General features: G+C 61.3%; 18 protein-coding genes and 2 pseudogenes. 12 read left to right on the top strand and 8 right to left on the bottom strand.

What is annotated here, in order from left to right; translation table 11 throughout:
- Positions 1 to 43 precede the first annotated feature (43 nt).
- The 5 genes from FBZ88_RS21700 (at position 44) to FBZ88_RS21680 (ending at position 7,050) form a co-directional block, all read left to right on the top strand.
- Entirely contained in the window at positions 44 to 2,329 is a 2,286-nt protein-coding gene (locus FBZ88_RS21700) for an ATP-binding protein (RefSeq protein ID WP_246138790.1), read from the top strand.
- On the top strand, positions 2,316 to 2,759 hold the full coding sequence (locus FBZ88_RS21695) for a response regulator (RefSeq protein WP_004273032.1): 444 nt from the start codon (positions 2,316 to 2,318) through the stop codon (positions 2,757 to 2,759). Before FBZ88_RS21700 ends, FBZ88_RS21695 begins: the two co-directional genes overlap by 14 nt.
- Positions 2,759 to 4,756: a response regulator gene (locus tag FBZ88_RS21690; protein WP_145619226.1), complete on the top strand. Its 1,998-nt coding sequence runs from the start codon at positions 2,759 to 2,761 to the stop codon at positions 4,754 to 4,756. The genes FBZ88_RS21695 and FBZ88_RS21690 overlap by 1 nt, the downstream gene beginning before the upstream one ends.
- A gap of 276 nt (positions 4,757 to 5,032) precedes the next feature.
- Positions 5,033 to 6,037 (top strand): hypothetical protein, encoded by a 1,005-nt coding sequence (locus tag FBZ88_RS21685; protein WP_145619225.1) that lies wholly within the window; start codon positions 5,033 to 5,035, stop codon positions 6,035 to 6,037.
- A gap of 35 nt (positions 6,038 to 6,072) precedes the next feature.
- Positions 6,073 to 7,050, top strand: coding sequence for a magnesium transporter CorA family protein (locus FBZ88_RS21680; RefSeq protein WP_145619224.1), 978 nt, complete (start codon positions 6,073 to 6,075; stop codon positions 7,048 to 7,050).
- Positions 7,051 to 7,053: 3 nt separating this feature from the next.
- On the opposite strand, the gene FBZ88_RS21675 is transcribed toward FBZ88_RS21680, so the two are convergent.
- Positions 7,054 to 8,025: a 2-hydroxyacid dehydrogenase gene (locus tag FBZ88_RS21675; protein ID WP_211102761.1), complete on the bottom strand. Its 972-nt coding sequence runs from the start codon at positions 8,023 to 8,025 to the stop codon at positions 7,054 to 7,056.
- A 325-nt stretch (positions 8,026 to 8,350) separates the two neighbouring features.
- On the opposite strand from FBZ88_RS21675, the gene FBZ88_RS21670 reads away from it, so the two are divergent.
- From FBZ88_RS21670 to FBZ88_RS21660, 3 genes are all read left to right on the top strand, one after another.
- Positions 8,351 to 8,821 carry a hypothetical protein gene (locus tag FBZ88_RS21670; protein ID WP_145619223.1) on the top strand — a complete coding sequence of 157 codons (471 nt, stop codon included), beginning with the start codon at positions 8,351 to 8,353 and terminating at the stop codon, positions 8,819 to 8,821.
- Between the two features lie 145 nt (positions 8,822 to 8,966).
- Positions 8,967 to 10,277 (top strand): MFS transporter, encoded by a 1,311-nt coding sequence (locus FBZ88_RS21665; RefSeq protein WP_186464543.1) that lies wholly within the window; start codon positions 8,967 to 8,969, stop codon positions 10,275 to 10,277.
- Between the two features lie 187 nt (positions 10,278 to 10,464).
- Positions 10,465 to 11,616, top strand: coding sequence for a glycosyltransferase family 61 protein (locus tag FBZ88_RS21660; RefSeq protein ID WP_186464542.1), 1,152 nt, complete (start codon positions 10,465 to 10,467; stop codon positions 11,614 to 11,616).
- A 55-nt stretch (positions 11,617 to 11,671) separates the two neighbouring features.
- Here the strand turns inward: FBZ88_RS21660 and FBZ88_RS21655 are convergent.
- Together FBZ88_RS21655 and rfaE1 are read right to left on the bottom strand one after the other, a co-directional pair.
- Positions 11,672 to 12,606, bottom strand: a pseudogene (locus FBZ88_RS21655) (IS630 family transposase).
- A 350-nt stretch (positions 12,607 to 12,956) separates the two neighbouring features.
- On the bottom strand, positions 12,957 to 14,429 hold the full coding sequence (rfaE1, locus tag FBZ88_RS21650) for a D-glycero-beta-D-manno-heptose-7-phosphate kinase (protein ID WP_145619285.1): 1,473 nt from the start codon (positions 14,427 to 14,429) through the stop codon (positions 12,957 to 12,959).
- A 218-nt stretch (positions 14,430 to 14,647) separates the two neighbouring features.
- Here rfaE1 and rfaD point away from each other — a divergent pair, with 218 nt between their 5' ends.
- The 4 genes and pseudogenes from rfaD to FBZ88_RS21630 all read left to right on the top strand — a co-directional run bounded on the left by rfaD (position 14,648) and on the right by FBZ88_RS21630 (position 18,670).
- On the top strand, positions 14,648 to 15,634 hold the full coding sequence (rfaD, locus tag FBZ88_RS21645; RefSeq protein ID WP_145619284.1) for an ADP-glyceromanno-heptose 6-epimerase: 987 nt from the start codon (positions 14,648 to 14,650) through the stop codon (positions 15,632 to 15,634).
- A gap of 64 nt (positions 15,635 to 15,698) precedes the next feature.
- Positions 15,699 to 16,519 (top strand): annotated as a pseudogene (locus tag FBZ88_RS21640) (IS5 family transposase).
- A 343-nt stretch (positions 16,520 to 16,862) separates the two neighbouring features.
- Positions 16,863 to 18,071, top strand: coding sequence for a sulfotransferase (locus FBZ88_RS21635; RefSeq protein ID WP_145619220.1), 1,209 nt, complete (start codon positions 16,863 to 16,865; stop codon positions 18,069 to 18,071).
- A 59-nt stretch (positions 18,072 to 18,130) separates the two neighbouring features.
- Positions 18,131 to 18,670: a hypothetical protein gene (locus tag FBZ88_RS21630; RefSeq protein WP_145619219.1), complete on the top strand. Its 540-nt coding sequence runs from the start codon at positions 18,131 to 18,133 to the stop codon at positions 18,668 to 18,670.
- A gap of 89 nt (positions 18,671 to 18,759) precedes the next feature.
- Here FBZ88_RS21630 and FBZ88_RS21625 read toward each other — a convergent pair whose 3' ends face one another.
- From FBZ88_RS21625 to FBZ88_RS21605, 5 genes are all read right to left on the bottom strand, one after another.
- Positions 18,760 to 19,068, bottom strand: a complete 309-nt coding sequence (locus tag FBZ88_RS21625) for a hypothetical protein (RefSeq protein ID WP_145619218.1) — start codon at positions 19,066 to 19,068, stop codon at positions 18,760 to 18,762.
- Positions 19,069 to 19,136: 68 nt separating this feature from the next.
- Complete coding sequence (locus FBZ88_RS21620) at positions 19,137 to 20,591, bottom strand: MaoC/PaaZ C-terminal domain-containing protein (protein ID WP_145619217.1); 1,455 nt, start codon at positions 20,589 to 20,591, stop codon at positions 19,137 to 19,139.
- A 14-nt stretch (positions 20,592 to 20,605) separates the two neighbouring features.
- Entirely contained in the window at positions 20,606 to 20,857 is a 252-nt protein-coding gene (locus FBZ88_RS21615) for an acyl carrier protein (RefSeq protein WP_088875471.1), read from the bottom strand.
- 3 nt (positions 20,858 to 20,860) lie between these two features.
- Positions 20,861 to 22,651 carry an HAD-IIIC family phosphatase gene (locus FBZ88_RS21610; RefSeq protein WP_186464541.1) on the bottom strand — a complete coding sequence of 597 codons (1,791 nt, stop codon included), beginning with the start codon at positions 22,649 to 22,651 and terminating at the stop codon, positions 20,861 to 20,863.
- A gap of 99 nt (positions 22,652 to 22,750) precedes the next feature.
- Positions 22,751 to 24,565, bottom strand: a complete 1,815-nt coding sequence (locus tag FBZ88_RS21605; protein WP_145619215.1) for a WcbI family polysaccharide biosynthesis putative acetyltransferase — start codon at positions 24,563 to 24,565, stop codon at positions 22,751 to 22,753.
- Between the last annotated feature and the right edge of the window lie 777 nt (positions 24,566 to 25,342).

Below are 25,342 nucleotides of genomic sequence, written 5' to 3'. Positions count from 1 at the left end.
CAAATGGCTGGTTCACGGTTCCTTGGACAAATGGGTCTGCCCCGTGGTCACGTCACATAGCCCAGGAAACACCGATATCGCCCCGGGCGTGCCGCCCGTGCCCCAGGATCTGCTGGACCAGTGCGCGCGGGAACCCATCCGCATTCCCGGCGGCATCCAGCCCCATGGCGCGGTGGCGGTGCTGCGGCCGGACGATCTGGTCGTGATCCAGGCCAGCGCGAACCTGGGCGCCATCCTGGACCGCCCGGTCACCTTCGACGGCAGCCAGACGCTGGGTGACCTGGTGGGCCCGCGCACGGCGTTGGAGAATGACGTCCGCCTTTGGGCCGGCGGCACGGATACCGCTTTTCTGGAGCAATACCAGATCGACGGACGTACCTTCCATGTCAGCGGCCAGCGCACTTCGCAAGGCCTGATCCTGGAATTCGAGTCATTCGACGAGGCCGAGCGCGGGCGCAGCGCCAGCCTCTACCAGCTGCTGCGCGACTTCCTGGACAATTCCGATGGGCTGAAGACCGTGGCGGATCTCAGCGCCGGCGTTGCGGCAGAGGTGCAGACCCTGACCGGCTTCAACCGCGTCCTGATCTATCGCTTCGATGAGGACTGGAACGGCACCGTCATCGCGGAAAAAGGGGACGGCACCCTGCCCTCCTACCTCGATCTGCGCTTCCCCGCCTCCGACATCCCGGCCCAGGCGCGGGAATTGTATCGCACGAACCGCCTGCGCCTGATCCCGACCGCCACGTACACGCCCGCGCCGCTGATACCCGCCCTGTGCCCCACCGACGGGGCGCCGCTGGACATGAGTGTCGTGGCGTTGCGGAGCGTTTCGCCCGTGCACCTCGAATACATGCGCAACATGGGCACCGCGGCCTCGCTGTCCATCTCCATCGTCATCGACGGGCGGTTGTGGGGCCTGATCTCCTGCCATCATGCCCAGCCGCGCTACGTCGGTCCCCAGATCCGCGCCGCCTGCGACTTCCTGGGCCGCATCGTGGCGCAGCAGATCGCAGCCCGCGAGCGGGCGGCCGAAATCGACGAACGGCTGCAGCTGAAAAACATCGAGACGGAACTGGTGGCCCATCTGGCGCGGGCGCCCGGCTTCCAGGCGGGCTTGGTTGACTGCGCCAGCCAGTGGTTGGCCCTCACCAACAGCCCCGGGGCGGCCGTCGTCACCGACGGTATCGTCCTGGCCGCCGGCAAGGCGCCGCCCATCGACAGCATCCTGTCCCTGGTCGAGTGGTTGCGGACCCGGAACGTCGACCAAATTTACGCCACCAGCACCCTGAGCGCGGATTGGCCACCGGGCAAGGAGATCGCTGGTGTGGCCAGCGGCGTCATCGCCGTTCCCATCTCGCGCCTCCATGCCAGCTTCATCCTATGGTTCCGGCCGGAAGTGGTGCAGACCGTGCGCTGGGGTGGCGATCCCCGTGCGGCCAAGGCCACGGACACCGCGGGCCGCCTGCATCCGCGCCTGTCGTTCGAGACCTGGAAGCAGGAGGTGCGCGAGCGCGCCCAGCCTTGGCGGTCTGCCGAACTGCTGAGCGCCGCCGACTTCCGCGGCGCCATCATCAACTTCGTCCTGCAACGGGCCGAGGAGCGCGCCCAGCTGACCGAGGAGCTGCAGCGCTCGAACAAGGAGCTGGAGGCCTTTTCCTACTCCATCTCCCATGACCTGCGGGCACCTTTCCGCCACATCGCGGGCTATGCCGAACTGCTGGGCGAGGAGGAGCCTGATCTGAAAGCCCTGTCGCGTCACTACCTGGACGGCATCATCGCTGCGGCCCTGTCGGCCGGTGAGCTGGTGGATGACCTCCTGCACTTCTCGCAACTGGGCCGCACCAGCCTGAAGATGACCCGCATCGACATGGCCAAGGTGATGGCGGAAATCCGGCGCAGCCTGGCCATCACCGAAGGGCAGCGACCGGTGGAATGGGAAATCGGCGTCCTGCCCCCCGCCTGGGGCGACACCACCCTGGTGCGCCAGGCCCTGTTCAACCTGGTGGACAACGCCTTGAAATACAGCCGGGACGCCACCCCGCCCCGCATCAAGGTCTGGGGCCAGGACCGGCCCGACGAGGTGCTGTACTGCGTGGAGGACAACGGCGTCGGCTTCGACATGAACTATGCCGGCAAGCTGTTCCAGGTGTTCCAGCGCCTGCACCGGCAGGAGGATTTCGAGGGCACCGGCATCGGCCTGGCATTGACGAAACGCATCATCGACCGGCACGGCGGCACACTGGAAGCCAAAGGTGCCGTCGGCCAGGGCGCCGCCTTCAGCTTCACCCTACCTAAGCGACAGACAGGAGGAAACCGTGGCCACGCTTAGACCCATCCTTCTTGTCGAGGACAATCCCGCCGACGTCGAACTGACCCTGGCCGCGCTCAGGAAAACCCAGCTGGCCAACGAAATCGTGGTCGTCCGCGACGGTGTGGAGGCGCTGGAGTACATTTTCAGCGAGGGCCAATTCGCGAACCGTGAGCCGGGCGCTCCAGCCGTCGTGCTGCTGGACCTGAAGCTGCCCAAGGTGGATGGCCTGGAGGTGCTGGAGAAGGTGAAGTCCCACCCCCGGCATCGCGCTACCCCCATCGTCATGCTGACGTCCTCCCGCGAGGAGAGCGACGTGGTGCGCAGCTATCACTACGGGGTCAATTCCTTCGTGGTGAAGCCGGTGGACTTCAAGGCCTTTTTCGAAGCCATCCGCGACCTAGGTATCTTCTGGGCGGTGCTGAACGAGCCCGTGCCTGGAGATTTTTAGTGTCGCCATCCGCGGAAAAGCCTGTAGCCCTGCTGTTGGTGGAAGACAGCGACATCGATGCGGAACTGATCGCCCACCAGTTCCGCAAGATCGATCAGCCCTTGATCCTGACGCGCGTGGCCGTGCGGGCGGAATACGAGGCCGCGCTGGCGGGGGGCGACTTCGACATCATCCTGTCCGACTATTCCTTGCCGGGCTTCAACGGCCTGGCGGCGCTGGAACTGGCCCGCGCCCGCGACCCGGCGGTGCCCTTCATCTTCATCTCCGGCGTCATCGGTGAGGAGTTCGCGACCGAAGCCCTGCGCGCCGGCGCCACCGACTATGTGACCAAGCGCAACCTGGCCCGCATTCCCATGGTGGTGGCCCGCGCCTTGCGCGAAGCGGAAGACCGCCGCCAGGCGCGGCGGTCGGCCCAGGCGCTGCGGGAAAGCGAGCAGCGCTTCCGGTCCATGGCGGACAACACGCCGGCCCTGATCTGGTCGTCCGACGCCGACGGCCGCATCATCTTCGCCAACCGCCGCTTCGAAACGGAATTCGGCATTCCGCCGGCGCGCATGGAGGCGGAGGGGTGGGCCGCCCTGATCCATGAAGACGACTGGCCCACGCTGAGCGCTGTACGCCGGGCACTGTTCGTCGGGCGCACCCCCTTCCTGGATGACATGCGGGTGCGCAAGGCCACGGGCGAGGTGCGCTGGCTGCGCTGTGAAAGCAGCCCGCGTTTCGACGACGCCGGCACCTTTCTGGGCTTTCTGGGCTGCGCCATCGATATCACCGAGACCAAGCTGGCCCGCGACGCGCTGGAAGCGGAGGTGGTGGCGCGCACGGAGGAGCTGCGCGTCAAGGAAGAGGCCCTGCGCCAGTCGCACAAGATGGAGGCCATCGGCCAGCTGACCGGTGGCATCGCCCACGACTTCAACAACATGCTGGCTGGCATCGTCGGCGCCGCCGACCTGATCCAGAAGCGGGTGCGCGACGCCCGTTTCGACAGCATCGGCCGCTATGTCGACAACATCCTGTCCTCCGCGCACCGGGCGGCCGGCCTGACTCACCGCCTGCTGGCCTTCGCCCGCCGCCAGACGCTGGATCTGAAACCCGCCGACATCAACCAGCTGGTGAGCTCGCTGGACGACCTGCTGCGCCGGACCCTAGGCCAGGGCATCGACCTGCAGATCTCCCTGGCGCCCGAGGTGTGGCCGGCCATCACGGACGCCAACCAGTTCGAGAGCGCCATCCTGAACCTGGCCATCAACGCCCGCGACGCCATGACGGCGGGTGGACGACTGACCATCCAAACCAGCAACGTCACCATCGGCGAAGGGGACGAGCGGGCGTCCGCCGACCTGCAGCCCGGCGACTATGTCCTGACCTGCGTCACCGACACCGGCACCGGCATGCCACCGGAGGTGCTGGAGAAGGCGTTCGACCCTTTCTTCACCACCAAGCCCATCGGCCATGGAACGGGCCTGGGCCTCTCCATGATCTATGGTTTCGCCCGCCAAGTCGGGGGGCATGTCACGCTGGCGTCGACCCCGGGCAAGGGAACCACCATTTGCCTGTACATGCCCCGCGACCGCAGCGCCCCAGCCACGGCGGAGGCGCCCAGACCCGGCCCGCATGAGGCCCCGCCCAAGGGTCGAGGCACCGTGCTGGTGGTGGAGGACGAGCTGGTGGTGCGCATGGTGGTGATCGACATCCTGGAGGAGCACGGCTACGGCGTCATCGAGGCCGAAACGGCCGCCGACGCTCTGCCCCACCTGGAAGGGCCCGGGACCATCGATCTTCTGCTGACCGACGTCGGCCTGCCCGGCATGAACGGACGCGCGCTGGCGCACGAAGCCCGCCGCCTGAGGCCCGGCCTCAAGATCCTGTTCGCCACCGGCTATGCCGAGGGCGCCAGCCAGCGCTCGGCCTTCGTCGGCGAGGGCATGGACTATATCGCCAAGCCCTTTGACCTGGATGAGCTGGGGCGAAAGGTCCGGGCGCTGACGGAGGCGTGATCTCTCGGCCGTTCGCCAACCCCGTCCAGGAACTCCCAGCAACAGAGCCGTCCATTACCCCAAGTCCCCCTTGGCAGGATGCTTGGGGCAGTTGAGCAGGTCAACGCGACACCCGGTCCGATGGCCCGCCGCATGGTGATTGCATACCGCCCTCGCTGCGATCCTGTAGACAAGACGTCGCGCTTGCCGCATGAGCGGATCGACCTTCTTTGTTGAACACGGTCTCGATTGAAGGCAATCGCCCCCATCGACCCAAATGGCAGGAGGAGCAAGTTGATGACACGACCCCACACCGCACCCATCCTGTTGGCTTGGGCCCTGTTGGCAGGGCTGACCCTGGTGAACGCCTCCGAATCCCAAGCCAAGGAAGTGGACTTGCTGGCACCCCATTGGGACTTCAGCCTGCGCGAGCCATCGGATCCACCGGCTGCGGATGGCCCCGCCGCCTATGCCTCCACTGCTCCTGGAGCCAGCTGGAACTTGGTCGCCTGGAATATTTCGGGCGGTGACCTTCCCCCCTTCACGCGCCGGCGCTCGGGAAACGTCACTGTGTTTTCCTCAACCGCCAGGGAAGCGTCGGTGACGATCATCCAGGCGAGAAATGCCACCCATGCGACGTACAAGCTGACCCAGGATGGAGCGGTCTTGCCATGCCAAGGCCCGGATGGGCGACCGCGTGAATCCGACCTGTTCGCCAGCCCCAGCGGCAAGGCGAAGCCGCCACATGAATCAGTTGGGGTGCTGGCCGACGGGAAATACGCCTTAACCGATCTGGACAATTTGTTCAGCGACACCGATGTCCGTATCAAATATGAAAACGTGAAGTCCACAAAAGGATGCGCAGTCAGTCAGGGCGGGCCTTTGATTTCCGTGGTGCTGAACAACCCCACGTCTCATCAGACACTTTTCTATCAACTAGCCCTTAGTATGGTTTGCGGGCCGCAGCCCGAGGATCGACAGCGCTTCTGCAACGACATGCTGACCAAGCCTAGAACAAATTATTTCTTCACCAAGGATCCGTTCGGTGTGGACGATTCCCTGCCCCTTCTCGGGCAGCCGTTCCTGAAATCGGGCGAGCGTCGTGACGTGCGGGTCGACATCCTACCCCGGCTCCTGAAACTTATCGCGGAGGCACCGGCTGGCATGGATAAGAGGCCGGAAAATTGGCGCGTAGGAGGCTATTACAATGGCCAGCATATTTGGGGTGACATTACGCTCGAAAGCGAGTGGACATCGGCAAGACTGATCGCCAGTCCGAAGGCTGAAAGCGGCGGTCCGTGATCGACCTGCCCTGAAACGACTGGAAAGACGCCTGCATGCTCACCCTGTACCGGCTGGAGAATGGCACCCTGACGCGGCGCGACCCCGCCGCCGATTGCCTGGCCGACGACCTGTGGATCGACATGATCGCCCCCACCAAGGAGGAGGAAGCGGCGGTCGAAGCGGCGCTGGGGGTGGAGATTCCTACGCGGGAAGAGATGCGGGAGATCGAGACCAGCGCCCAGGTGTACAAGTCCGGCGACGCCCTGGTGATGACGGTAAGGGTGCTGACCCGCCAGGCGCCCCTGGGCCCGGCCCTGGCCGACGCCACCTTCATCCTGACCCCCCAGCATCTGGTGACGGTGCGGTATCTGGACAGCACGCCCTTCCGCACCTTCTCCACCCGGGTGGACCAGGGCAACGATGTGCCCACCGACCCCGAGGCCATCCTGCTGGGCATCCTGACCGCCATCGTCGGTCGGGTCGCCGATGTGCTGGAGGAAGTGAAGGACGGGCTGGACACCCTGTCCCGCTCCGTCTTCAGCCAGGGCGGCGAACAATCGCCCAGCATCATCGATGCCGACCTGCAGAACGCGCTGAAGCGCATCGGCCGCAGCGGCGACCTGGCATCCCGCGTGCGGGAGAGCCTGCACAGTCTGGCCCGCACCGTGTCCTTCCTCAAGGCGGCGGAAAAGGCCACGCCCATCGCCCCGGAAATCAAGCTGATCCTGAACACGCTGAACGGCGACATCCAGTCCTTGCTGGACTACAACCTGTACCTGGCGCAGACGACGCAATTTCTGCTGGATTCGACCCTGGGCCTGATCAACATCCAGCAGAACGCCATCATCAAGATCTTTAGCGTCGCGGCCGTCATATTCCTGCCGCCGACGCTGATCGCCTCCATCTACGGTATGAACTTCAAGCACATGCCGGAACTGGACCTGGTTTTCGGCTATCCCGGCGCGCTGTGCTTGATGGTCGTCTCCGCCATCCTGCCCTACTGGTATTTCCGCCGCCGGGGCTGGCTGTGAGAATCAGCCGGCCTCAATAGGCGTTTCCGGCACAGGTGTGGGCACCGGCCGCCCTTCGGCCCAGGCGATCAGATTGTCCACCACCAGTTGGCCCATCGCCTGACGGGTATGGGTGGTGGCGGATCCGACGTGGGGCAGCAGAACCACATTGTCCAGGTCCAGCAGGGCCTGGGGCACGGCCGGTTCCTGGGCGAACACGTCCAGGCCGGCGCCCAGGATGGTGCCATCCCGCAGGGCGGCGACCAGCGCCTGCTCGTCCACCACCGTGCCCCGGGCGATGTTGACGAGGATGCCATCGGGGCCCAGGGCTTTCAGCACCGCCGGGTCCACCAGGTTGCGCGTTTCCGAGCCGCCCGGGGTCACCACCACCAGGACGTCCACAGCCCGGGCGAGATCGACAGGCGTCGCATGGTAGGGCAGGTCGACATCCGCCTGCCGGTGACGGCCGTGATAGTGCACCGGCACGCCGCAAGCGGCAAAACGCCGGGCGATGGCCTTGCCGATGCGGCCCAGGCCCAGGATGCCGGCCGTGCGGCCGCGCAGCGAAGGTGTTAGGGGGAAGGGCTTTTCCAGCCAGCGGCCGGCGCGCAGGTGGCGTTCGGCCTGCGGCAGGCGTCGAACCGCCATCAACGTCAGGGCCAATGCCGTATCCGCCACCTCCTCCGTCAGCACGTCGGGCGTGTTGGTGACCGTGATGCCGTGGGTCCCGGCCCATTGGGCGTCGATGCTGTCGTAACCCACGCCGAAGCCGGAGACACATTCCAGCCTGGGAAGCCGCCTCATCAAATCGGCGGTGATGGCCGCACCGCCAGCGGCGGCGATGGCGCGGACGCGGGGGGCGACCTCCGCCAGCAGGGCATCGGCATCCGCCGCCAGCCAGAGCTTATGCACATGGAAAGCCTGGTCGAGCCGCTCCATGATGAATGGCATCATGGGGGCAGGCATGAGCAGGTCGATATCGAAGCGAGGTGCCATTCTGCCAAGGTCCTCTTGCCGTTCCGGAACGGGCCCCCAATTTGCTGGGGTGGGTTGCCGTCAGCATAAGCCGCCTCTCGGGCGCTTGTCTGCCGTTGCCTGCCACCGCAGACCAGCCAAGAACCGCCGACAGGCATGGCCGTGTGATGGCGGAGGGGTGTAGAGTGATGCGGGCGGAGCCGGTGACGGTCGACCTAGTAGCCTGTGACGGCGCTCTTTGCCATTGGCGCGGACATGGGTTATGGTTTGAGAATGATTTGCATCTACGGCGCTTAGCCTCCCCGGCGTTGGGGTGGAAGTGGCCGGGGGACTGATGATGTCGTTGATGGATGCCATTGCCGGAACGATGGACCACACGCCGGAATTCGGCCCCGGCGAGCATTTGCTGGTTTGGGCCTTGCGCCGCATGGTCAAGGGCAAGGACTACGGCCCCCTGGTGGGACAGGAGTTCGCCGACACCTGCGGCGAAGATGGGCGAGAGGTGCTGGCCACCCTGCACGCTTTCCTGCTGGCCCTGATTCACACTTGCCGTCGGGAATTGTCCATCGGCCATCCCGGCTGCCCCAGCCTGACGGCGGATGAACGGCAAGTGTTGCAGCTGGTCGCGGCCGCCCAGAATGGCAAGGAGGCGCAGTTCGACGCTCAGCTCCGTTGGCTGGCCACGGATGATGACCGCCCCGCCCTGGCAATGACGGCGCGGGCCTTGGCCTTCGCCTTAGGGCACAACCACCTGACCCTGACGCCGCCAGCCTCGCAATTGCCGACCACCTGCGAGCGGGAAGCCTTAAGCGCCTGAGTCCGTCCTATCCCTGAACGACTGCGCCGTCCTTCGGATCATTGGCATCCGCCTGACGCCGATGGCAGAGTGTTCTGCTGTCGCGACACCGGGTCCTGCGACGGGTATTGAATCTTCTGGGGGCCTGGTTGGCGGGGTCGGGGACATGCGCATATTGACGAAGGTGGCTTACGCCGCCCCAACTGTGGGGCTGGCGGCCTTAGGCTTGCCGCTGCTGATTTATCTTCCCGACTATTACGGAACCGTGGTTGGGCTTCCCCTGGGTCTCGTCGGTACGGCCTTTCTGGTGGCGCGTTTGGCGGACATCGCCGTTGACCCGGTTGTGGGGATCCTGACGGACAGGACACGCTCCCGCTTCGGCCGGTTCCGCCTGTGGCTGGCGATTGGCACCCCCCTATTGATGCTGTCGGTCCAGTATCTGTACATGCCGCCACGCGACGCCGGCTTCCTCCACTTGGCGCTGGGCTTAGCCGGAACCTATAGCGCGTGGTCGCTGTGCTTCGTCTCCCATTTGGGTTGGGGCGGCACGCTGTCGGGGGACTACGACGAACGGAACAGCATCTTCGCCTGGTGGCAGACGCTTTTCCTGGTAGGGGGACTGGTTGTCACCGCCCTGCCCCTGTTGCCCGCCTTGCGCTCGGCACCGCAGCAGGTTCTGCCCGCCATGGGCTGGTTCGTGCTGCTGAGCCTGCCTTTGGGGGTCGGCGCGGCCCTGATTCTGGTGCCGGAGCACGCGGGAAGCCGCCGACGGACACCGGGGCGACGTGATTATCTCAGTCTGCTTGGCCAAGCCGGCGTCATCCGCCTGCTCGCCGCCGATTTCCTCTCTAGTGCGGCCATCTACGCCGGTGGCGCCATGTTCTTTTTCTATTATGGAACCTTCCATGGTCTGGATCGGGTGCAGACGGCAACGTTGCTGTTCGCGGTCAAGGTGGGCGCCATGCTGGGAACGTACGTCTGGAGCCGGATGGGCAGCCGACTGGAAAAGCACCGCGCCATGACGCTTGCCTTCGGCGGCTTGGCCTTAATGTACCTGGTCGTGCATCTGGTTCCGTGGACCACTCTGCCCACAGGCATGGTCATCCTGGGGGGCTTCGGCCTCTTTCTCTCCGCCGATCCTATCCTCGTGCGTTCCATGATGGCGGATTTGGCTGACGAACGCCGCCTGGCCACCGGCGCAGACCAAATGGGTACCCTGGCCTCCCTGCTCTCCGTTTCCGACAAGCTGGCCGCGGCCGTGGGGCCGGCGCTGGCGTTGACCGCTTTAAGCGGCGCAGGCTTTGATGCTCGGGCCGCGAGCGTGCCGCAAACACCCCAGGCACTCACTGTGCTGGCCATTGCCGCCATATGGGTCCCCATGGCGGCGCATATGACATCGGCATTCCTGGTCTGGCTGCACCCACTGACCGCCGCTCGCCAACAGTCGGTTCAGTCCGAACTGGCCGTACTCGAGTGACAGATGGATGCCCATGCTAAAAGGGGGGCAACTGCCACGCGTCGCACAAGCACGTCGATATTGCGGCAACGATAGTCCGATGCAACACTACGACATAATCGGTCTTACGTTACAGATAGTGCTCGCCTGTTTTATTCTTGGTGGATGACCAGCCTGTTGTTTATTTATCGATACCGAGGATATGGCTTTGAGTGATCCGATCTCATTAATTGTCAGAAATCTCGAATCCATTATCAATGTAAATGACCTGTCTTCCCTTGAAGAAGCTGGCATCAAACACGTCAACCAGCTATCTCCCAGGGGAAGCTATTCACGACGTCCTATGGCGCTAGTAGACGATTTTCATGTCAACGCTGAAGTTCTTGGTATTTTTGATCATTACAGAAATATTTATGAGCAATTCCACCCACAGATAAACGCAACGACGTTATTAGATGCTTATATTGCCGGACAAGGGACAGTGGTCACGCGCAACGGCTTGCTTATCGAAGAAAGTGCAATTGAATATCTGGCCCACCGGCAGGTCCCCGATGGCTTCTGTCACGGTCAGGAGGATCAAACTTTTGCATTCGCACATTCCCCAGCTGCTCTAGTGGAGGCACCTTGCATTCTAGCAAAACGGCCCTGGTATCGGAATTACGGCCACTGGCTTGTAGATAGCGCTACAATTCTTGCGCATTTCGCGCAACAAATCGAGATCAGCCGTTTGACCATCGTGATTGGCGCCAATGAAAGTGAGATCCAAAGAAATATTGTTCAGGAGACCATAAGAAAAATTTGCCCGGGCGCCAGCGTTATCGAGATGCCAGACAATGTCACATGGCGATTCTCCAATCTCCTTTATGTCACCCCTTTGCATCGCCCTCCCATGATCAAATGGCCTCCGGCCATGACCAAACTTAAAGCGGCCTTTGTCGAAAACCGCGTTAAAATCAACCACGGTGATCGCTTATACCTGTCACGAGCAGATGTGAAGACGCGCACTTTGGCTAATGAGGATGCCCTCAAGGACCTGCTTGATCAATTTGGCTTCAGGACGGTCTTCACCAGCGGACTGTCGCTGACTGAACAGGCACAGCTGTTCAGTTCCGCTGAAGTCGTCATGGGCGTTAAGGGGGCGGCGCTAGCCAATCTTGTGTTCTGTCAGCCCGAAGCGACCGCGATTTGCCTGTCCCCCGGCGACTTCATTGATCCGTTTTTCTGGGATGTGGCTGGGCAGATAGGAATGACCTACGCCGAGATCTTTGGCCGAATTGTTACAAACCACCCTGTAGGCCGCAATGACTTCGTGATCGAACCAGAGCGCCTGGAGAGGGCACTGACCACGTTGTTGGGATAGCGTGGCAGGCGGTGGTCAAGCAGTGGTTCACTCGGGTAATACCAAAGAGCGTTGATTATGACCCATGGGCCCACTGCCGAAGTCCGATGGACATGATGCGGTATGGCTGTTCGACGAGCTTATTCCAAGCGCGGCAGCAATGGTCGACGATGTCGTCATAGTTCTGGAAGATGCGGTTTGAGAGCCAGTTGCCGCGCATGAACTGCCAAAGGTTTTCGACCGGGTTGAGTTCCGGACAGCGAGGCGGCAAGGACATGAGCGTGATGTTGACCGGCACGATGAGTTCGGCACCTTTACCCTCCGCCGGGCAGATCGCACCGAAGATCCAGGCTGAGGCCCGGCGCTGATCCTTTGGTGCTGACGGCCTGGTGCCAATCCTGGCCCAGCGCCGGGTGAGCTCGGTCTGCTGACCGATCCGCGCCTCGTCCTGCCACCACAACTCTATGGGCGTTCCCGGCGGGAGGTGGCGCCGGATGGCCGCCAGGCGGGTTGCGAAGGTTTTTTAAAATCGGCGAGGTCTTCGGGCTTCTGGCCGCGATGGCGCGGGCGGGCCGAGAGCTTGCGATAGCCCAGCGCGCGCAACTCACGACCAAGGGTGAAGCGCGTTACCGACACGCCGAACTCGTCCCACAGCAACTGGGCCAGATCGACAAGCCGCCAGCGCACGACGCCGTGCACGGCCGGAATGGGCCCGGCCTCGACGGCTGCGGCCAAACGCGCACGGTGCGTATCGTTCAGCAGCGATGCCTTGCCGGGCGCCTTGCGTGTTGCCAAGCCATCCGGGCCACCCGCATTGAAACGAAGGACCCAGTCCCGCACGATCTGCAGCGTCACACCAGCCGTCCTGGCCGCTTCACCCCGGCTCCGACCGTCGAGGATCTGCGCCAGGGCCAACAACCGCCGAACCTGATCGGCATCGCTGCACCGGCGGGCCAGTTGGCGCAGAGCCGCTGCTGAATAATCCGAACGAACCTCGACTGCCGAACCCATCGCAAGCCTCCTCTGTGCTTGCTCTGGTGAATCAGAAAATCAGCCCGATGGGAATCCCCTCAGTGAGAGTCGCCATCAGCGCTCCTTGGTATAAGGCAACCCGTGAACTATCGCCAAGACCTTGGAGCAACGGCGCGCTTCGCATGGTCGATCTGGGCTGTTGCCGGATTGGATAACACCGGCGCAAGGCGCTGATTCAGCCTCACGCGCGCATGAAGATCGCACCCAGGCATTGCGACCTGGAGGCCACCAGCTCTATGTCCCCCCACGGCCAAGTAGAGGGCATGACCATGGCCGACCGCATCGTCGCCCTGAACGGCGGCGCCACCCAACAGAGGGCACGCCGGCGGTCAGCCTGCGGCACTCTGTATACGCTTCGCTATACGCGTGGTGGACTGGTCGGGCACCAATTGCACTAGCGCGACGCGGCCGCCGTTCCGCTGCACGAAATCGCCGCCCACGACTTGGTCGATAGTGTAGTCCGCCCCCTTGATCAAAACCTGGGGCTGGACCTGCTGAATCAGCTCCAGCGGCGTATCCTTTTCGAACAGCACCACGGCATCGACGGAAGCCAGCGCCGCAAGGACGATGGCCCGGGACCGCTCCTCTTGAATAGGACGCTGCGGGCCCTTCAACCGTCGTACGGACGCGTCTGAATTCAGGCCCACGATCAGCCTGTCGCATTCGCGCCGCGCGGCCGCCAACAGTTGCACATGTCCAGGATGGACCAGATCGAAGCAGCCGTTGGTGAAACCGACCTTAAGGCCCAACCGCTTCCACAAGGCGATGCGTTCCTGCAATTCCGAAAGCGTCAGCACCTTGTCGGAATTGGCCCGGTCGTCCTGCTCGGCCAGGGCATGCAAGATTTCTGCGGGCGTGACGACGGCCGTTCCTAGCTTTGCCACTACCAAACTGGCCGCCACGTTGGCCAGTTGTACGGCGTCCGACAGATTGGTGCCTGTGGCCAGACAGGCTGCCATGACCGCGACCACCGTGTCGCCAGCCCCCGACACGTCGAAGACCTCCTTGGCCTCAGCCTGGACGTTGACGGACAGGCCGTCGCCGCAAACCAAGGTCATGCCTTCCTCGCTGCGGGTGACCAGCAAGGATTGGATATCATGGTCACGCATCAGCCCTTCGGCTGCCGCGACGATATCCTCCGTCGTCGCGGGCCGGTACCCCACGGCAATCGCCAGCTCCGCGCGGTTCGGGGTGACCAGGGTGGCCCCGCGATACAGGGCGTAGTCGGCGCTCTTGGGATCGACGATCACCGGCTTGCTTGCATTCCGGGCCATGTCAATCAGGCGACGCAACACCGGCGGCGTCAGGACACCCTTGGCATAGTCGGACAGGATGACGGCGGAAACGGTATCGATGTGGTCAGCAGCGGCGGCCAGTAGCCGCTCATGGACCTCCTCGGCCACCGGCGCCTCGCTGTCCCAGTCCGAGCGCAGCAGATGGTGACCATCCGCCACAAACCGGCTTTTCTCAGACGTGACACGCGCCGGATCCACCTGCAGTATGGAGGTTATCTGCCCATCCTTAGCCACCAGCCGCTTGACGTGGCGGCCGGCGTCGTCGTTACCCAGCACGCCAGCCAGGACGACATGCCCCCCCAACGCGGTGATGTTGCGGACGACGTTGCCAGCGCCTCCGAGCATGACCTCCTGATGCGCGTTGCGCAACACGGGGACCGGCGCCTCCGGCGAGATACGCGCCACCTTGCCGCGGACAAACCGGTCGAGCATGACATCGCCAACGACCATAACACGAGCACCGCCAAGGCACTCCACCGAGGATGTCAGTCCGGCGTGACGTTGCATGATGATCCAATTCAGGAACATAAGGGCGGCAAGCAATATCGCGATCCGGCAACCTCATCAACGGTTTTGCACACGGCATACGCAAACCTCCACGGCGGGTCACACCACTCACCAAGGCTTGGCGTCCCTGGATCGGGTCTGTATTAATGGGGGAATGATCGCGGCCGGCGCCCATGGCCGTCACAGTCCATTCCTTAATTCGCGAGAAGTTGAAAGCCATGATCGTTGTTACGGGTGGGGCCGGATTCATTGGTTCCAATTTGGTCGCCGGCCTGGAAGCTAGGTGTATCGGCCCGATTGTCGTGGTCGACCGGCTCCGCCAAGGGGGAAAGTGGCTCAACTTGGCCAAGCGCGGCCTGCACGATATGATCACCCCCGAGCAGCTTCCGGAATTCCTGGAACGTCATGAGGACGACATCAGCGCCATCTTCCATATGGGCGCGATTTCCGCGACGACCGAAACGGACGCGGACCGTATCTTCGAGAACAACTTCCGCCTGACCCTTGACCTGTGGTCATGGTGCGCCAGCCGTGGCGTCCGGCTGATTTACGCGTCTTCGGCGGCGACTTACGGGGACGGCACGCAAGGTTTCGAAGACGACTTTACTGCTAAGGGCCTGGCGGCCCTACGGCCGCTGAACCCATATGGCTGGTCCAAGCATCTGTTCGATCGCCGGGCGCGGGCGGCGTTGGACCGGGGGGAAGTGACGCCGCCACAGTTCGCCGGACTGAAGTTCTTCAACGTATATGGCCCCAACGAGTATCATAAGGGGGACATGCGCTCGGTTCCCGCCAAGCTCTATCCCCAAATCATGGCTGGAGAAGCCGCCCGGCTGTTCGCATCCGACCGTCCAGATTATCCCGATGGCGGCCAAGTGCGCGACTTCATCTGGGTGGGCGACGTCGTCAACGTTATGCTTTGGTTATATGACACCCCGAGTGTCAGCGGCGTGTTCAACCTCGGTACCGGCCGTGCCCGCAGCTGGAACGATCTAGTGACCTCACTCTTCACCGCAGCCGGGTTGCCCCCTCGTATCGACTACATACCCATGCCGGCCCATCTCAAAGGCAAATATCAATACTACACACAGGCGTCGATGGGGCGGCTGCGCGCGGCCGGCTATTCAGCCCCTTTCACGGAACTCGAGGATGGCATTCGCCGTTACGTCCAGGCTTATTTGGCGACGCCCACCCCCTACGTTTAAGAGGCTGTTTGGGAAATCGTTGGTATGGCTTGCGGTGGTGGTGGCGGCGTGATTCAAACTGTTGATGTGGACGAAGCAGAGCCGTAGTCGGATGACCGAAATCGCCAAGAAGACGAAGCGCTATCCGTCTGACCTGACGGACGAGGAGTGGGAACGGATGGCGCCGCTGATGCCGAAGCCGGGCCGCCGCCGGCTGCGCGAGGTTGACTTTCGGGAGGTGATCAATGCAGTTCGCTATCTTGTCCGATCGGGCTGCGGACGGCGGATGCTGCCGACCAATTTCGGGCCCTGGCAAACGGTCTACGGTTGGTTCCGCGAATTGGCGCGCCGGTTTCTGTTCCAGACCATTCACGATATCGCGCTAATGATTGATGGAGAGCGGGCAGGTCGGGAGGCGAGCCCCACGGCCAGGGTGATTGACAGCCAATTGGTCAAAGCACCGCACGCGGGAACAAGGGGTTACGACGCGGGGAAGAAAGTCGTCGGTCGCAAGCGGCATATCGCCGTCGATACCGATGGGCGACTGCTGATGGTCAAACTGACGCCAGCCGATATCTCCGACGTGCCGGCGCCCAGGCGATCCTGGAAGCGATCCGCAAACGCTGGCCTTGGGTAAAACACCTATTCGCCGATGGTGCCTACGATCGCTTGAAGCTCATGAATAAAGCCGCCTACCTGGATTTCGTCGTCGAGGTCATACGCCGTTGCGATGATCAGAAAGGCTTCCAGGTGCTGCCCCGACGCTGGGTCGTCGAGCGCACCTTCGGCTGGATGATCCGCTGGCGACGTCTCGTTCGTGATTATGAAAAGCGAACCGATGTCTCTCAGGCCATGATCTACGTCGCCATGGGCGGCAATCTGCTAAGACGAAACGCCAATCCGTGATTTCTAAAACGGACTCTAAGCGCCCTGTGAAACGCGCGCCGTTGGTATTGGAATATACACCCTTGATTTCTTCGCCGGTATTTGAAACGATGTTAGGTATAAATCCTAATATTCTTGATTTCATTGCAAAAATGCAAATTTTTATAATAATAATCTTTGGCTGCACTCCACTTCCTTGTGCATTCGCCTATTAGAGCTTGCGGTGAATTGATCGCGGGGTTTATAAGGTGCGACAATATGACCGGAGCCGTGGGGCAAGCCTAAGTCCGCTTGCTTAACCCTGAGGTCGCCGAATCGTGCCGTGCAAATCCCCTGCGGATTTTTTTGATGGGAATAGGTGTTAATGCTGAACGGTTGTGTTGATCGGGTTACCCGATCGCTGGTTTCCGGGTGGGCGACGGACACCGATTTCCCCGATCAACCGATCGAGGTGGTCATCAAATTGAATGGATACGATTTGGGGACCGCCATCGCCAACCGTGAACGTGACGACTTGAAGGGCCGGGAGGGTTTTGGCGGTGCTGGCCAACATGGCTTCATTTATCGCTTCGACTATCCGATCCCCCTGAATCTCATCGCGGAAATTACGGTCGAGTTCCTAGCAAGTCGGGCCGTTTTACCGCCTGGCCCACTCAAGATCGCAGCGGTGGCTGAACCCAAGTCGCGTCGGGGGGCCGGCACAAACCTGCCCAGCCCGGCCCCCGTGCTCATGACCACCATGGGACGCTCAGGCGGCACCATGGTGATGGAAAAGATGGGCGCCAACCCAGACATCATCTTGGCCGACGTCTATCCTTATGAGACTCGAATACTTGGTTATTATGCGGCGGCTTACCGCGCTCTGATTTCACCGGCAGACCATGACAACTCCTGGCACCCGGACGATTTGGTGAGCTCCAGCCTACGGCTGGGCTTCAACCCCTATTTCCATGCGGAGCAGGAGTGGCGGTACGATACACCGGAGTTCATGTACGAGTTCTTCGAGGTGGCGGCTCCGCGTCATCTTGCCCGGGCATTCCGCAAACTGGTTTCCGACTATTATGAACGCCGCGCGGCTATTGCCGGAAAAAAGAAGCCCCACTACTTCATCGAAAAATGCGGGGTGGACGATCCGGTGCGCTATGTTAGCCGGACCCTTTTCCCCGACACACGGGAATTGGTCCTGCTGCGCCATCCGCGGGATGTGATCTGTTCCCAAATGTCCTTCTGGGGCAATGACTTCCATGCGTCGCTGATGGGCATGGCCACGGCCGCCGAGGCCATGATGCTCATCAAGCAATCCAACCGTCAGGACACATTGTTCGTGCGGTATGAGGATATCATCGATACTCCCGGCACCTGCGGCGACGCGGTCGCCGGTTTCCTGGGACTGGCTTCCCCCATCAATTTCACGTCGGAAGGCCGCGAAGCGATCCGGGCAGTCCATGCGACCACCAAATCAGCGACAGCCTCCAAAGAACGGTGGAGGCAGGAACTCAGCGAAGCGCAGAAGTCGGAATGTAAACGCGTCCTTGGAAAATATGAGGAGTTTTTCGGTTACAGCAGTTCCTGACGCCCCCTATCCGCTGACCAATTTACCCACCACTCCCGATTCTTTTCCGCGAAAGCTCCATGACCAAGATTCCCCCATCGATTGTCGCCATTGAGGAAGCTCTCAATTCCATTCACGTCAATGGCCGGATCCGGGTTTCCATTAGCCAGGAACAATTGCGTTTGCTTCTGGGTCAATTGCTGGATTTCGTCATGGTTGATGAAGCCTGGTACTTGAACCAGTATCCGCAGGCCAGGGAAAGTGTGGCGCGGGGTGAGTACCCATCCGCCAAAGAGCACTTTCATGCCGACGGATATTTTAAAGGATACCTGCCATACCCGGTGGCGGTGGATGAGGAGTGGTACAAAAGCCAGTATCGTGACATCCAGATGGCGGTGGAGGCTGGAAACCTAGCCTCTCTCCAGCAACATTTCGCGAGCCACGGTTACAGGGAAGGTCGCTTCCCCAACAGCACCGTCGCGGCCAGGCTCTCGGCTCTCCTGAAAGGCCCCGCACAGCAGACTTCGGGCAAAATCAATATCGCACTGATATCGTCGCCGTCCCTGGAGTCAGCGGTGCCAGCCACCAAGCGCCCCTCCCTAAAAGCGACAAGGGAATAGCTTTCACCCAAACTGGATCATCGAAGCGGTACCGAAACGATAGCCACGCCGCCACCGACAGCGTGGCACTGTCAGTCACTATCGTACCATCAGTCCAATCCAAATATCCGAGCCCGCAAGCCGGTGCAATGCAACTCCGCCTCAGCGTGGCGCTGCGCCGGCAGGCCCAACTCCTTGGCCGTCCGGTAACTGCAGGCCGGACACGAACACGCTCCCACAGGCAGGAGAAGCTGATAGGCTTGAGATAAAACACCCAAAAATATCCCGATCCCAAGCAGTATATACCCTATCAATGCTTGGTTCAGGATCGTGCACGCCAAAGCAGAAACGACGAAGACCGCAGAAAGAAACATAGCCGGACGCCATTTTTTTTCGAAATTATGCAGAATCTTCATCATTCACCTAGCCAAGAGCCTTTGTATCACACGATGCCCAGCAGCGACGGCACCGCGAATGGAATAAAGAACTATCCGTGTTTCACCTCGGCATGGTGAAATTCCCGAATCATCGGCAGCAAGACATCTATCGCCGCCTCGGTCTGAACGGTAACAAGACTGGCCGTCTGGTCAGTATCCAAGCGCGGAAGACGGCGGATGAAGGTCCTCACGGCCGGCATCCCTGAATCAATGTCCTGCGCCAGTATTTCCCCTGCCACCTTGGCCATCGCATAGTCCGTCATTCCTGCGGGACGTTCCGCCACCGCAACTGAAGAAGGATAGAACACCGAAAGGGGTGATTTCACCTTATTGAAATGATCACAAATATTATAGAAAGAATTTACATAATAATTGAAGAATTCCGCATGCGCGTCGACCGAGTGAATCGCCGATCCGGTACGAAAAATCTTGGGCGTAGCGAAGTAATACACGTGGGTCGGAACAAGCGTCAGCGCACCCAACTGCGCATCGACGTCTCCCCTGACGTCGTAATGAAGAACGTCGCATGATGCCCCGGCGGGGACCAGTTCACTTTGAACCCGCTCGGCATCGGCCTTGCCGACCGCGTAGGTCAGAATGACCTTGCCTCCACCCGCCGCGACAATCTTGGCCGTCAGTTCACCCAAACCCCGGGAACCGCCGATGATCAACGCGACCGCACCGGTGAATTCGTCCGGCCGCACCAGGGCGGCAACCGCATTCAACGAGGGTTGAACGGTGGGCGGATGCCGGCAGCTGGACTTGACCATGCCGGCGATGGCGGAGGAATCAACCGTGCAACTGACCAGACGGAAACGTTCGTCCACGGTGGTGTTCTTGAAGCGAACGCCGGCCTGAGGGGTTTGCGCGCCGATGTCCTTGAAGGAGATCGTGAGTTGCTGGAAGATCGAATGCAATCCAGGCGATACCTGCCCGACCAACCGGGACAGGGTCGCCAGGCCCCCTACGGCAACGGCCCCAATGTTCCCGGACAAATGAGGATACGCAGCCTCATAAGCCTCAGGACCAGCCGCTTCGACAATACTGCCCGACAACCCGATCAGCTGTTCAAGGCTATGCTCCCGGACAGCAATATCGCCAGATTCCACTATCTGAGTATTGTCTACGTCCAATAGCACATATTGAGATACCGGCGCCTTCTTCAGCAGGATGATGGTCGCCACGCTGCCATCGACCGCCAGTTCCATGCGCAACGATGTGGCCGTGCTGGCGACGAGGCGCAGTTGCACAGGGCTATTCAGACCGATGAAACGCTCAAACTTTACCGTGAGACTATTGAATCCGCCGAGGGGTTGGATGGCGCTCAGCGTCTCCAGCGCCCACAACACCCCATGGACGCCATGTATCGCCTGCGCCCCCGCCTGCGTGCGCCGGGCAGCGATCGCGTCCATGTGCATGGGGTTCCAATCGCCCGATAGCGCGGCAAACCAGCGCTGGTCGTCGTCATTGAAGATACGTCGACCAATGACGTCAGCACCCGTCATACCCCGTACCCCGTTCAGCCCTTGGCGGAATTCTTTTCCCGAACAACCCGGACCAGGTCGCCAACGTTCCGGAGGGTGTCAAGCTCACGGGTGTGGAATTTGAAGCCGAACTGAGACTCAACAGCGATAATGATTTCAATCTGTTTGAAGGAATCCCAGCCGGCGACATCCTTCGCCGACAGTTCCGGCGTGAGGACGATGTCGTCACGCATGAACACATCCTCGAATATGGGCGCCAGCGCGGTGTAAATCGCTTCGTCTTGCATCGTCTACTCCGAAACCATGGTGATCGCCGTCGGCCTCAGCGAGAAGCCCTCGATGTCCAGCTCACTGCGGCTACCTAGTTCATCGCTGTGAACGACGGTGAAGCCCAGGTTCTGATAGTGCTCCCTTACCATGCCGTTCTTAGCGGTGGCAATGTACTCGCCCACGAGACGGCGCGCGCCCAGGGCGCGGGCGCGTTCGGCGATCACGTTCAAGGTGGTGACCTCCACCTGGCGCCCCAGCACCCGGCAACTCATCAGCCAGGTGTCGATGATGAAATCAGTCTCCTCAAGGCGGCCGATGACAATGCCGATGATGCCGTTGTCACCGAACCGGTCGGTGAGACGGAGTTGCAACCCAACGGCATTGCCATCTTCCATGACGCCCTGCACCTGGGCGTCCGTGTAACGGCGGGTGGTCAGATTGAACTGGTTCGTCTTGTTGATCAGTTGCACGATGCGCTGCAGGCCGATCCGGTCGAAATCGCGGCTGATCAGGCGCATTTCGAGGCCGGCCAGATACGACGCCATGTCCGTGGCCTGCGACCGGAACGATTCGCGCTGCTGATTGCCCGCGTACTGGGTGGTGCGGGCTAGGTCGTCCTCGGTCACCGCCAGCCCTTCGAAATAGCCGGCGGCCGCCAGTATCCTAGGGAAGAAGGTCGGGTCATCCGAGACCTCGGGTACCGCCACCATGGGCAGTTCCTGCCGCACGAGGTTGCGTTCGAACGGGTTATCGTCAACGAACACGATGCTGTCGATGCCGATATTGAGTTCCTTGGCGATGTGCCTCAGGTTCGTGGCCTTGTCCGTCCAGTTCGCGACGAAGCAGGCGATGTCCTGCGATCGCAGGATCATGTCGGGATGACGCTCGAACGGCTCCCTCGCGTTCTTCTCATCGTTCTTGGAGCACACGGCCAGGATGACACCCCGGCGCGAAAGATCACGGGCATACGCCTGGAAAGCGACGTAAGCCTCCCCCAAGGCGCTGCCCTGGCCCAGGGTGATGCCCTCAAGCCCATCGTCACCGATGACACCGCCCCAAAGGGTATTATCCAGATCCAGGGCCAGGCACTTGAACGAGCGGCCTTGCTTGGCCGCCACCAGACGCGCGACCAGGTCTCCGTACAATGGGGCGGCGGTAAGCGTCACCTCCTGCTTCGAGCGATGCCAGAGAGCCTCACTGTGCCAGGCACCCAGCCCATGCTCGGCGACGTGGGCATCCACGGCCAGGATTTCCACGCCCTCCTCATCCGCGATGGCGCGCAGACGATCATTCAGGTAGGTGACCGCCCAGGCGCGGGACCCGGTCAGGCGGTGCTCATTGTTACCCAGCAGGGAGGGGAATACCGGCAGGCAGGCCTGCTGGATCACCATGCCACCGAACGCCCGGCGCGCCAGGCGCCAGCAGTGCCGGACCTCTTCCAGGGTGGCGTCCAGGGGTCCGCGCGCGTCCGCCTGGCTCTGGCCGATGCGCAGGCCGCTGGTCAGCGTCACCGCGTCCAGGGCGAACAGCACCACCGTTGGGCGGAAGGCGTACAGGGCAGACCCCTCGTCCTCCAACTCCTGGCGATATTGGCCATAGTCGTTCTCGTAGACCGCGACGTGTAGGCCGCGGCGCAAACCGCCGACCCTGATGCTGGGCTGCAGATGCGCCAGTGTGGAACTGCCGAGGACGGCGATCCTGACGGGCTTGCCGGTTATCCCGTCCGGGACGGTCTCACCCCACCGACGGCGGGCGATCTCATCCAACGCGTTCGTCTGGGAAAAGTCCAGGCAGACATTGGCCAGCGACACGGCCTGCGCCCACGTTGAATCAGGAGACTTGGCGAAAATCTTTAACGCATCACGCCAGCCATCGACTTCCGGAAGCCAACTTATTTTAGTCATTTGCCGTTATCTGCCCCCCAAATGGACGGATGTCATCCGAGCGATCTTGGCCTTAAGGTCGGTGAGATCGTTTTCAAACGCCTTGTCGGTGGGAGATAGTCGCAAAGCCTCGCTAAGAAGCGGCTCGGCCTCGACAAAGCGATTGTGGCGCGCCAGGAAGTGCCCCAGATACGCGTGGTGCAACGCGACAAGCGGTGCGGCCTCTAACGCGCCTCGGGCGGCCTCCAATGCGTCTTCAATCCGACCCGCCTTTTCAAGGGAGCGGGAAAGTTCCCTCAACAGGCCAGCATCCTTGGGACTGAGTCCCAAGGCGCGTCGCAATACAACTTCACTTTCTTGAAACTCACCGACGTCGGCGAGAATATTTCCAAGTACCGCCAGAAAATGAATATTAGATGGATCCAATTCAACGGCGAGCCGCGCGTGCGGCAACGCCTCCAGTGGCGCTTTGCAGTGATGCAACAGATGCGACGCCAACCGCACCCGCATGGCGGCGTGCCTCGGCGCCAGCGCCACCGCCATGCGATATTCCCGTTCGGCATCCTTCACCGAACCATTTTCGGACTGGGCCCACCCCATCCACAGATGAAGGGTAGCGTCGTCAGGCTCAACCGAAAGCGCCAACGTCAAAAGGTCGAGGCAGACGGTTAACTCCCCCAGCCCCTTCGCGATATCCACCAGCGAAACAAAGATCTTTTGAGCGTCACACCCCAACTCAACGGCCCGCTTCACGCTTTCGGTGACCGCCTCGAAACGGCGAACGTGCATCAAGAGCTTGGCGTGAGCCGCATGCGCATCGCCGTTCAATGGCGCCAGGGCAATCGCGCGCTCGGATGCGGCGACGGCATCATCGTGGCGCCCAGACAGCCGAAAAGCCTCCGCCAGCGCCAAATGGCCACGCACCGAGTGCGGGCTTCGTTCAAGGGCATTTGGCAGGATTTCAATCGAGCGTCCTGGAGAAACGGCGACCAGATGCATGCCGGTCTGGAGTTCGTCGTTGCGGGCCGCGGTCATATAGCGCCGGACATACTCCGAGAACGTGAAAGCCCCTTCATCCTGGAATTGATACCGCCGATCTTCCGTGACGTACGTCATTCCGAAATAGGAAGCCACCGACGGATGGATTGGCAGTTCATCCAGCGGGAATGTTGGTTTCGTTATGTACCGATTCGCCTGCAGAATGGCGTTATAAGACGCTCCGACCTTCTGGAAAAAAGTAAGCGCGAGATATTTTGACAGCCTCAAGCCCGGGTGGTGAGGCGTCAGGAAAAGCGGCTCGGTACGGAAGTGCGCCTCAATGATTTCGGACACGCCGTAGCCTGTCTTTTGATCACGCTCCCGCTGCTTCTCCATTGTAAGATCAAGCATGCGGTCGAGGTTTCTCGTTTTCCCCAAATCCATGGAGTTGTAGCGCTCAAGGGCCTCTTCCGGGCCCACCCCATCGCGGATCAGCTTATTAAGATAAACGTCGCCAATCTCCGCAGGATAAAGTTGCGCCTCACGCCCAGGCGGCGGCGGCGGCTCCGTCGGATGCGCCTCACTTCCACCAAAGGGCCACAAGAAACGAGCCGCGACCAGGGGAACCAGTATTATATCAGCCCGGTGCTGCAAGGCCTCCAACGGCATCGCCAGGGGGAAATCCGCCGCTATCCCGGCAATGATATCCGCGGCTTCAATCGCCCGGAGGTGGCCTTCCTCAATCGGACGGAACGCATCGACAAATGTGACAGAGTCAGCAGTCTCGCAGGAAACAAATCGCGCGTACAGGCCCGCCAATGCTTGCAGTTGGCAGTTTCCGTAAAACACTAATTTCTTAGGCATCGAGAAACTCTCCTGACCGCAACCACTATCGCTGAACAAACGATCACGAGTTCACCGCTAACTGCCCAATCAGGTCGATTTCGGTCCATGCCGTTTCCAAATGCAAATAGGTCTCGTATTCGACGCCATGGTAGATCACTATTTGGATAAGCCCTGATCATCGTGTGTAAACATCGGACTCTATCCTTTAGCTAGCACTGCACATCAACACCTGAATCCAATAACAAATTGTAGTCGCGCATTACGATGGGTGGGCATACTTTCTATAGCTATATGCCCCAATTGCCCCCCCTTCCGTCAACCTTGCAATCTTGAGACAGTACCGAAAACAGCGGGCTTATAGCGGAGAGTGGGCTACCGGGCGCTTTATGTCGCAGGGGCATTCGGATAGTGGCAGCATCCCGGTCGCGCTTCAACACGGCACCGGACGCGCCCGGCATTTTCGGAGATGACCTTGCCGGCACGTTCATGCCGGGTCTTGGCCGTAAACCCATGGATGACACGGAGGACCCTCCGTCCCCATTTTCTGGCCGTGCTATTCCGCTCTGCAAATCCTTTTCGTGCGGCTCCAGCCGCGCCCACGGCAGGCGCCCGGAAAAACGCAGCAACGGCCCGCTTATGCAGGCGCATCAGATCCCTGAGACTACAGGGCGGGAATTCTGCTTGAACACCCCGCCGGCGTCCCTAGCAGGGTGTTGAAGAAGTCAGCTTCTTCGGGCTTTGAGAGTGACCTCGTCGTCGTTGTCGTATGAGAGTTCGATTTCGAGTGTCCCGTCA

The sequence above is a fragment of the Nitrospirillum bahiense genome (genome assembly GCF_007828025.1).
Classification (GTDB): domain Bacteria; phylum Pseudomonadota; class Alphaproteobacteria; order Azospirillales; family Azospirillaceae; genus Nitrospirillum; species Nitrospirillum amazonense.
This window is presented reverse-complemented; position numbering and strand designations above follow the sequence as displayed.

Coding starts and splice junctions, on each gene's coding strand:
- FBZ88_RS21685 (WP_145619225.1), top strand. CDS start 5,033: ATGACACGACCCCACACCGCACCCATCCTGTTGGCTTGGGCCCTGTTG.
- FBZ88_RS21680 (WP_145619224.1), top strand. CDS start 6,073: ATGCTCACCCTGTACCGGCTGGAGAATGGCACCCTGACGCGGCGCGAC.
- FBZ88_RS21675 (WP_211102761.1), bottom strand. CDS start 8,025: ATGGCACCTCGCTTCGATATCGACCTGCTCATGCCTGCCCCCATGATG.
- FBZ88_RS21670 (WP_145619223.1), top strand. CDS start 8,351: ATGGATGCCATTGCCGGAACGATGGACCACACGCCGGAATTCGGCCCC.
- FBZ88_RS21665 (WP_186464543.1), top strand. CDS start 8,967: ATGCGCATATTGACGAAGGTGGCTTACGCCGCCCCAACTGTGGGGCTG.
- rfaE1 (WP_145619285.1), bottom strand. CDS start 14,429: ATGCAACGTCACGCCGGACTGACATCCTCGGTGGAGTGCCTTGGCGGT.
- rfaD (WP_145619284.1), top strand. CDS start 14,648: ATGATCGTTGTTACGGGTGGGGCCGGATTCATTGGTTCCAATTTGGTC.
- FBZ88_RS21635 (WP_145619220.1), top strand. CDS start 16,863: ATGCTGAACGGTTGTGTTGATCGGGTTACCCGATCGCTGGTTTCCGGG.
- FBZ88_RS21630 (WP_145619219.1), top strand. CDS start 18,131: ATGACCAAGATTCCCCCATCGATTGTCGCCATTGAGGAAGCTCTCAAT.
- FBZ88_RS21625 (WP_145619218.1), bottom strand. CDS start 19,068: ATGATGAAGATTCTGCATAATTTCGAAAAAAAATGGCGTCCGGCTATG.
- FBZ88_RS21620 (WP_145619217.1), bottom strand. CDS start 20,591: ATGACGGGTGCTGACGTCATTGGTCGACGTATCTTCAATGACGACGAC.
- FBZ88_RS21615 (WP_088875471.1), bottom strand. CDS start 20,857: ATGCAAGACGAAGCGATTTACACCGCGCTGGCGCCCATATTCGAGGAT.
- FBZ88_RS21605 (WP_145619215.1), bottom strand. CDS start 24,565: ATGCCTAAGAAATTAGTGTTTTACGGAAACTGCCAACTGCAAGCATTG.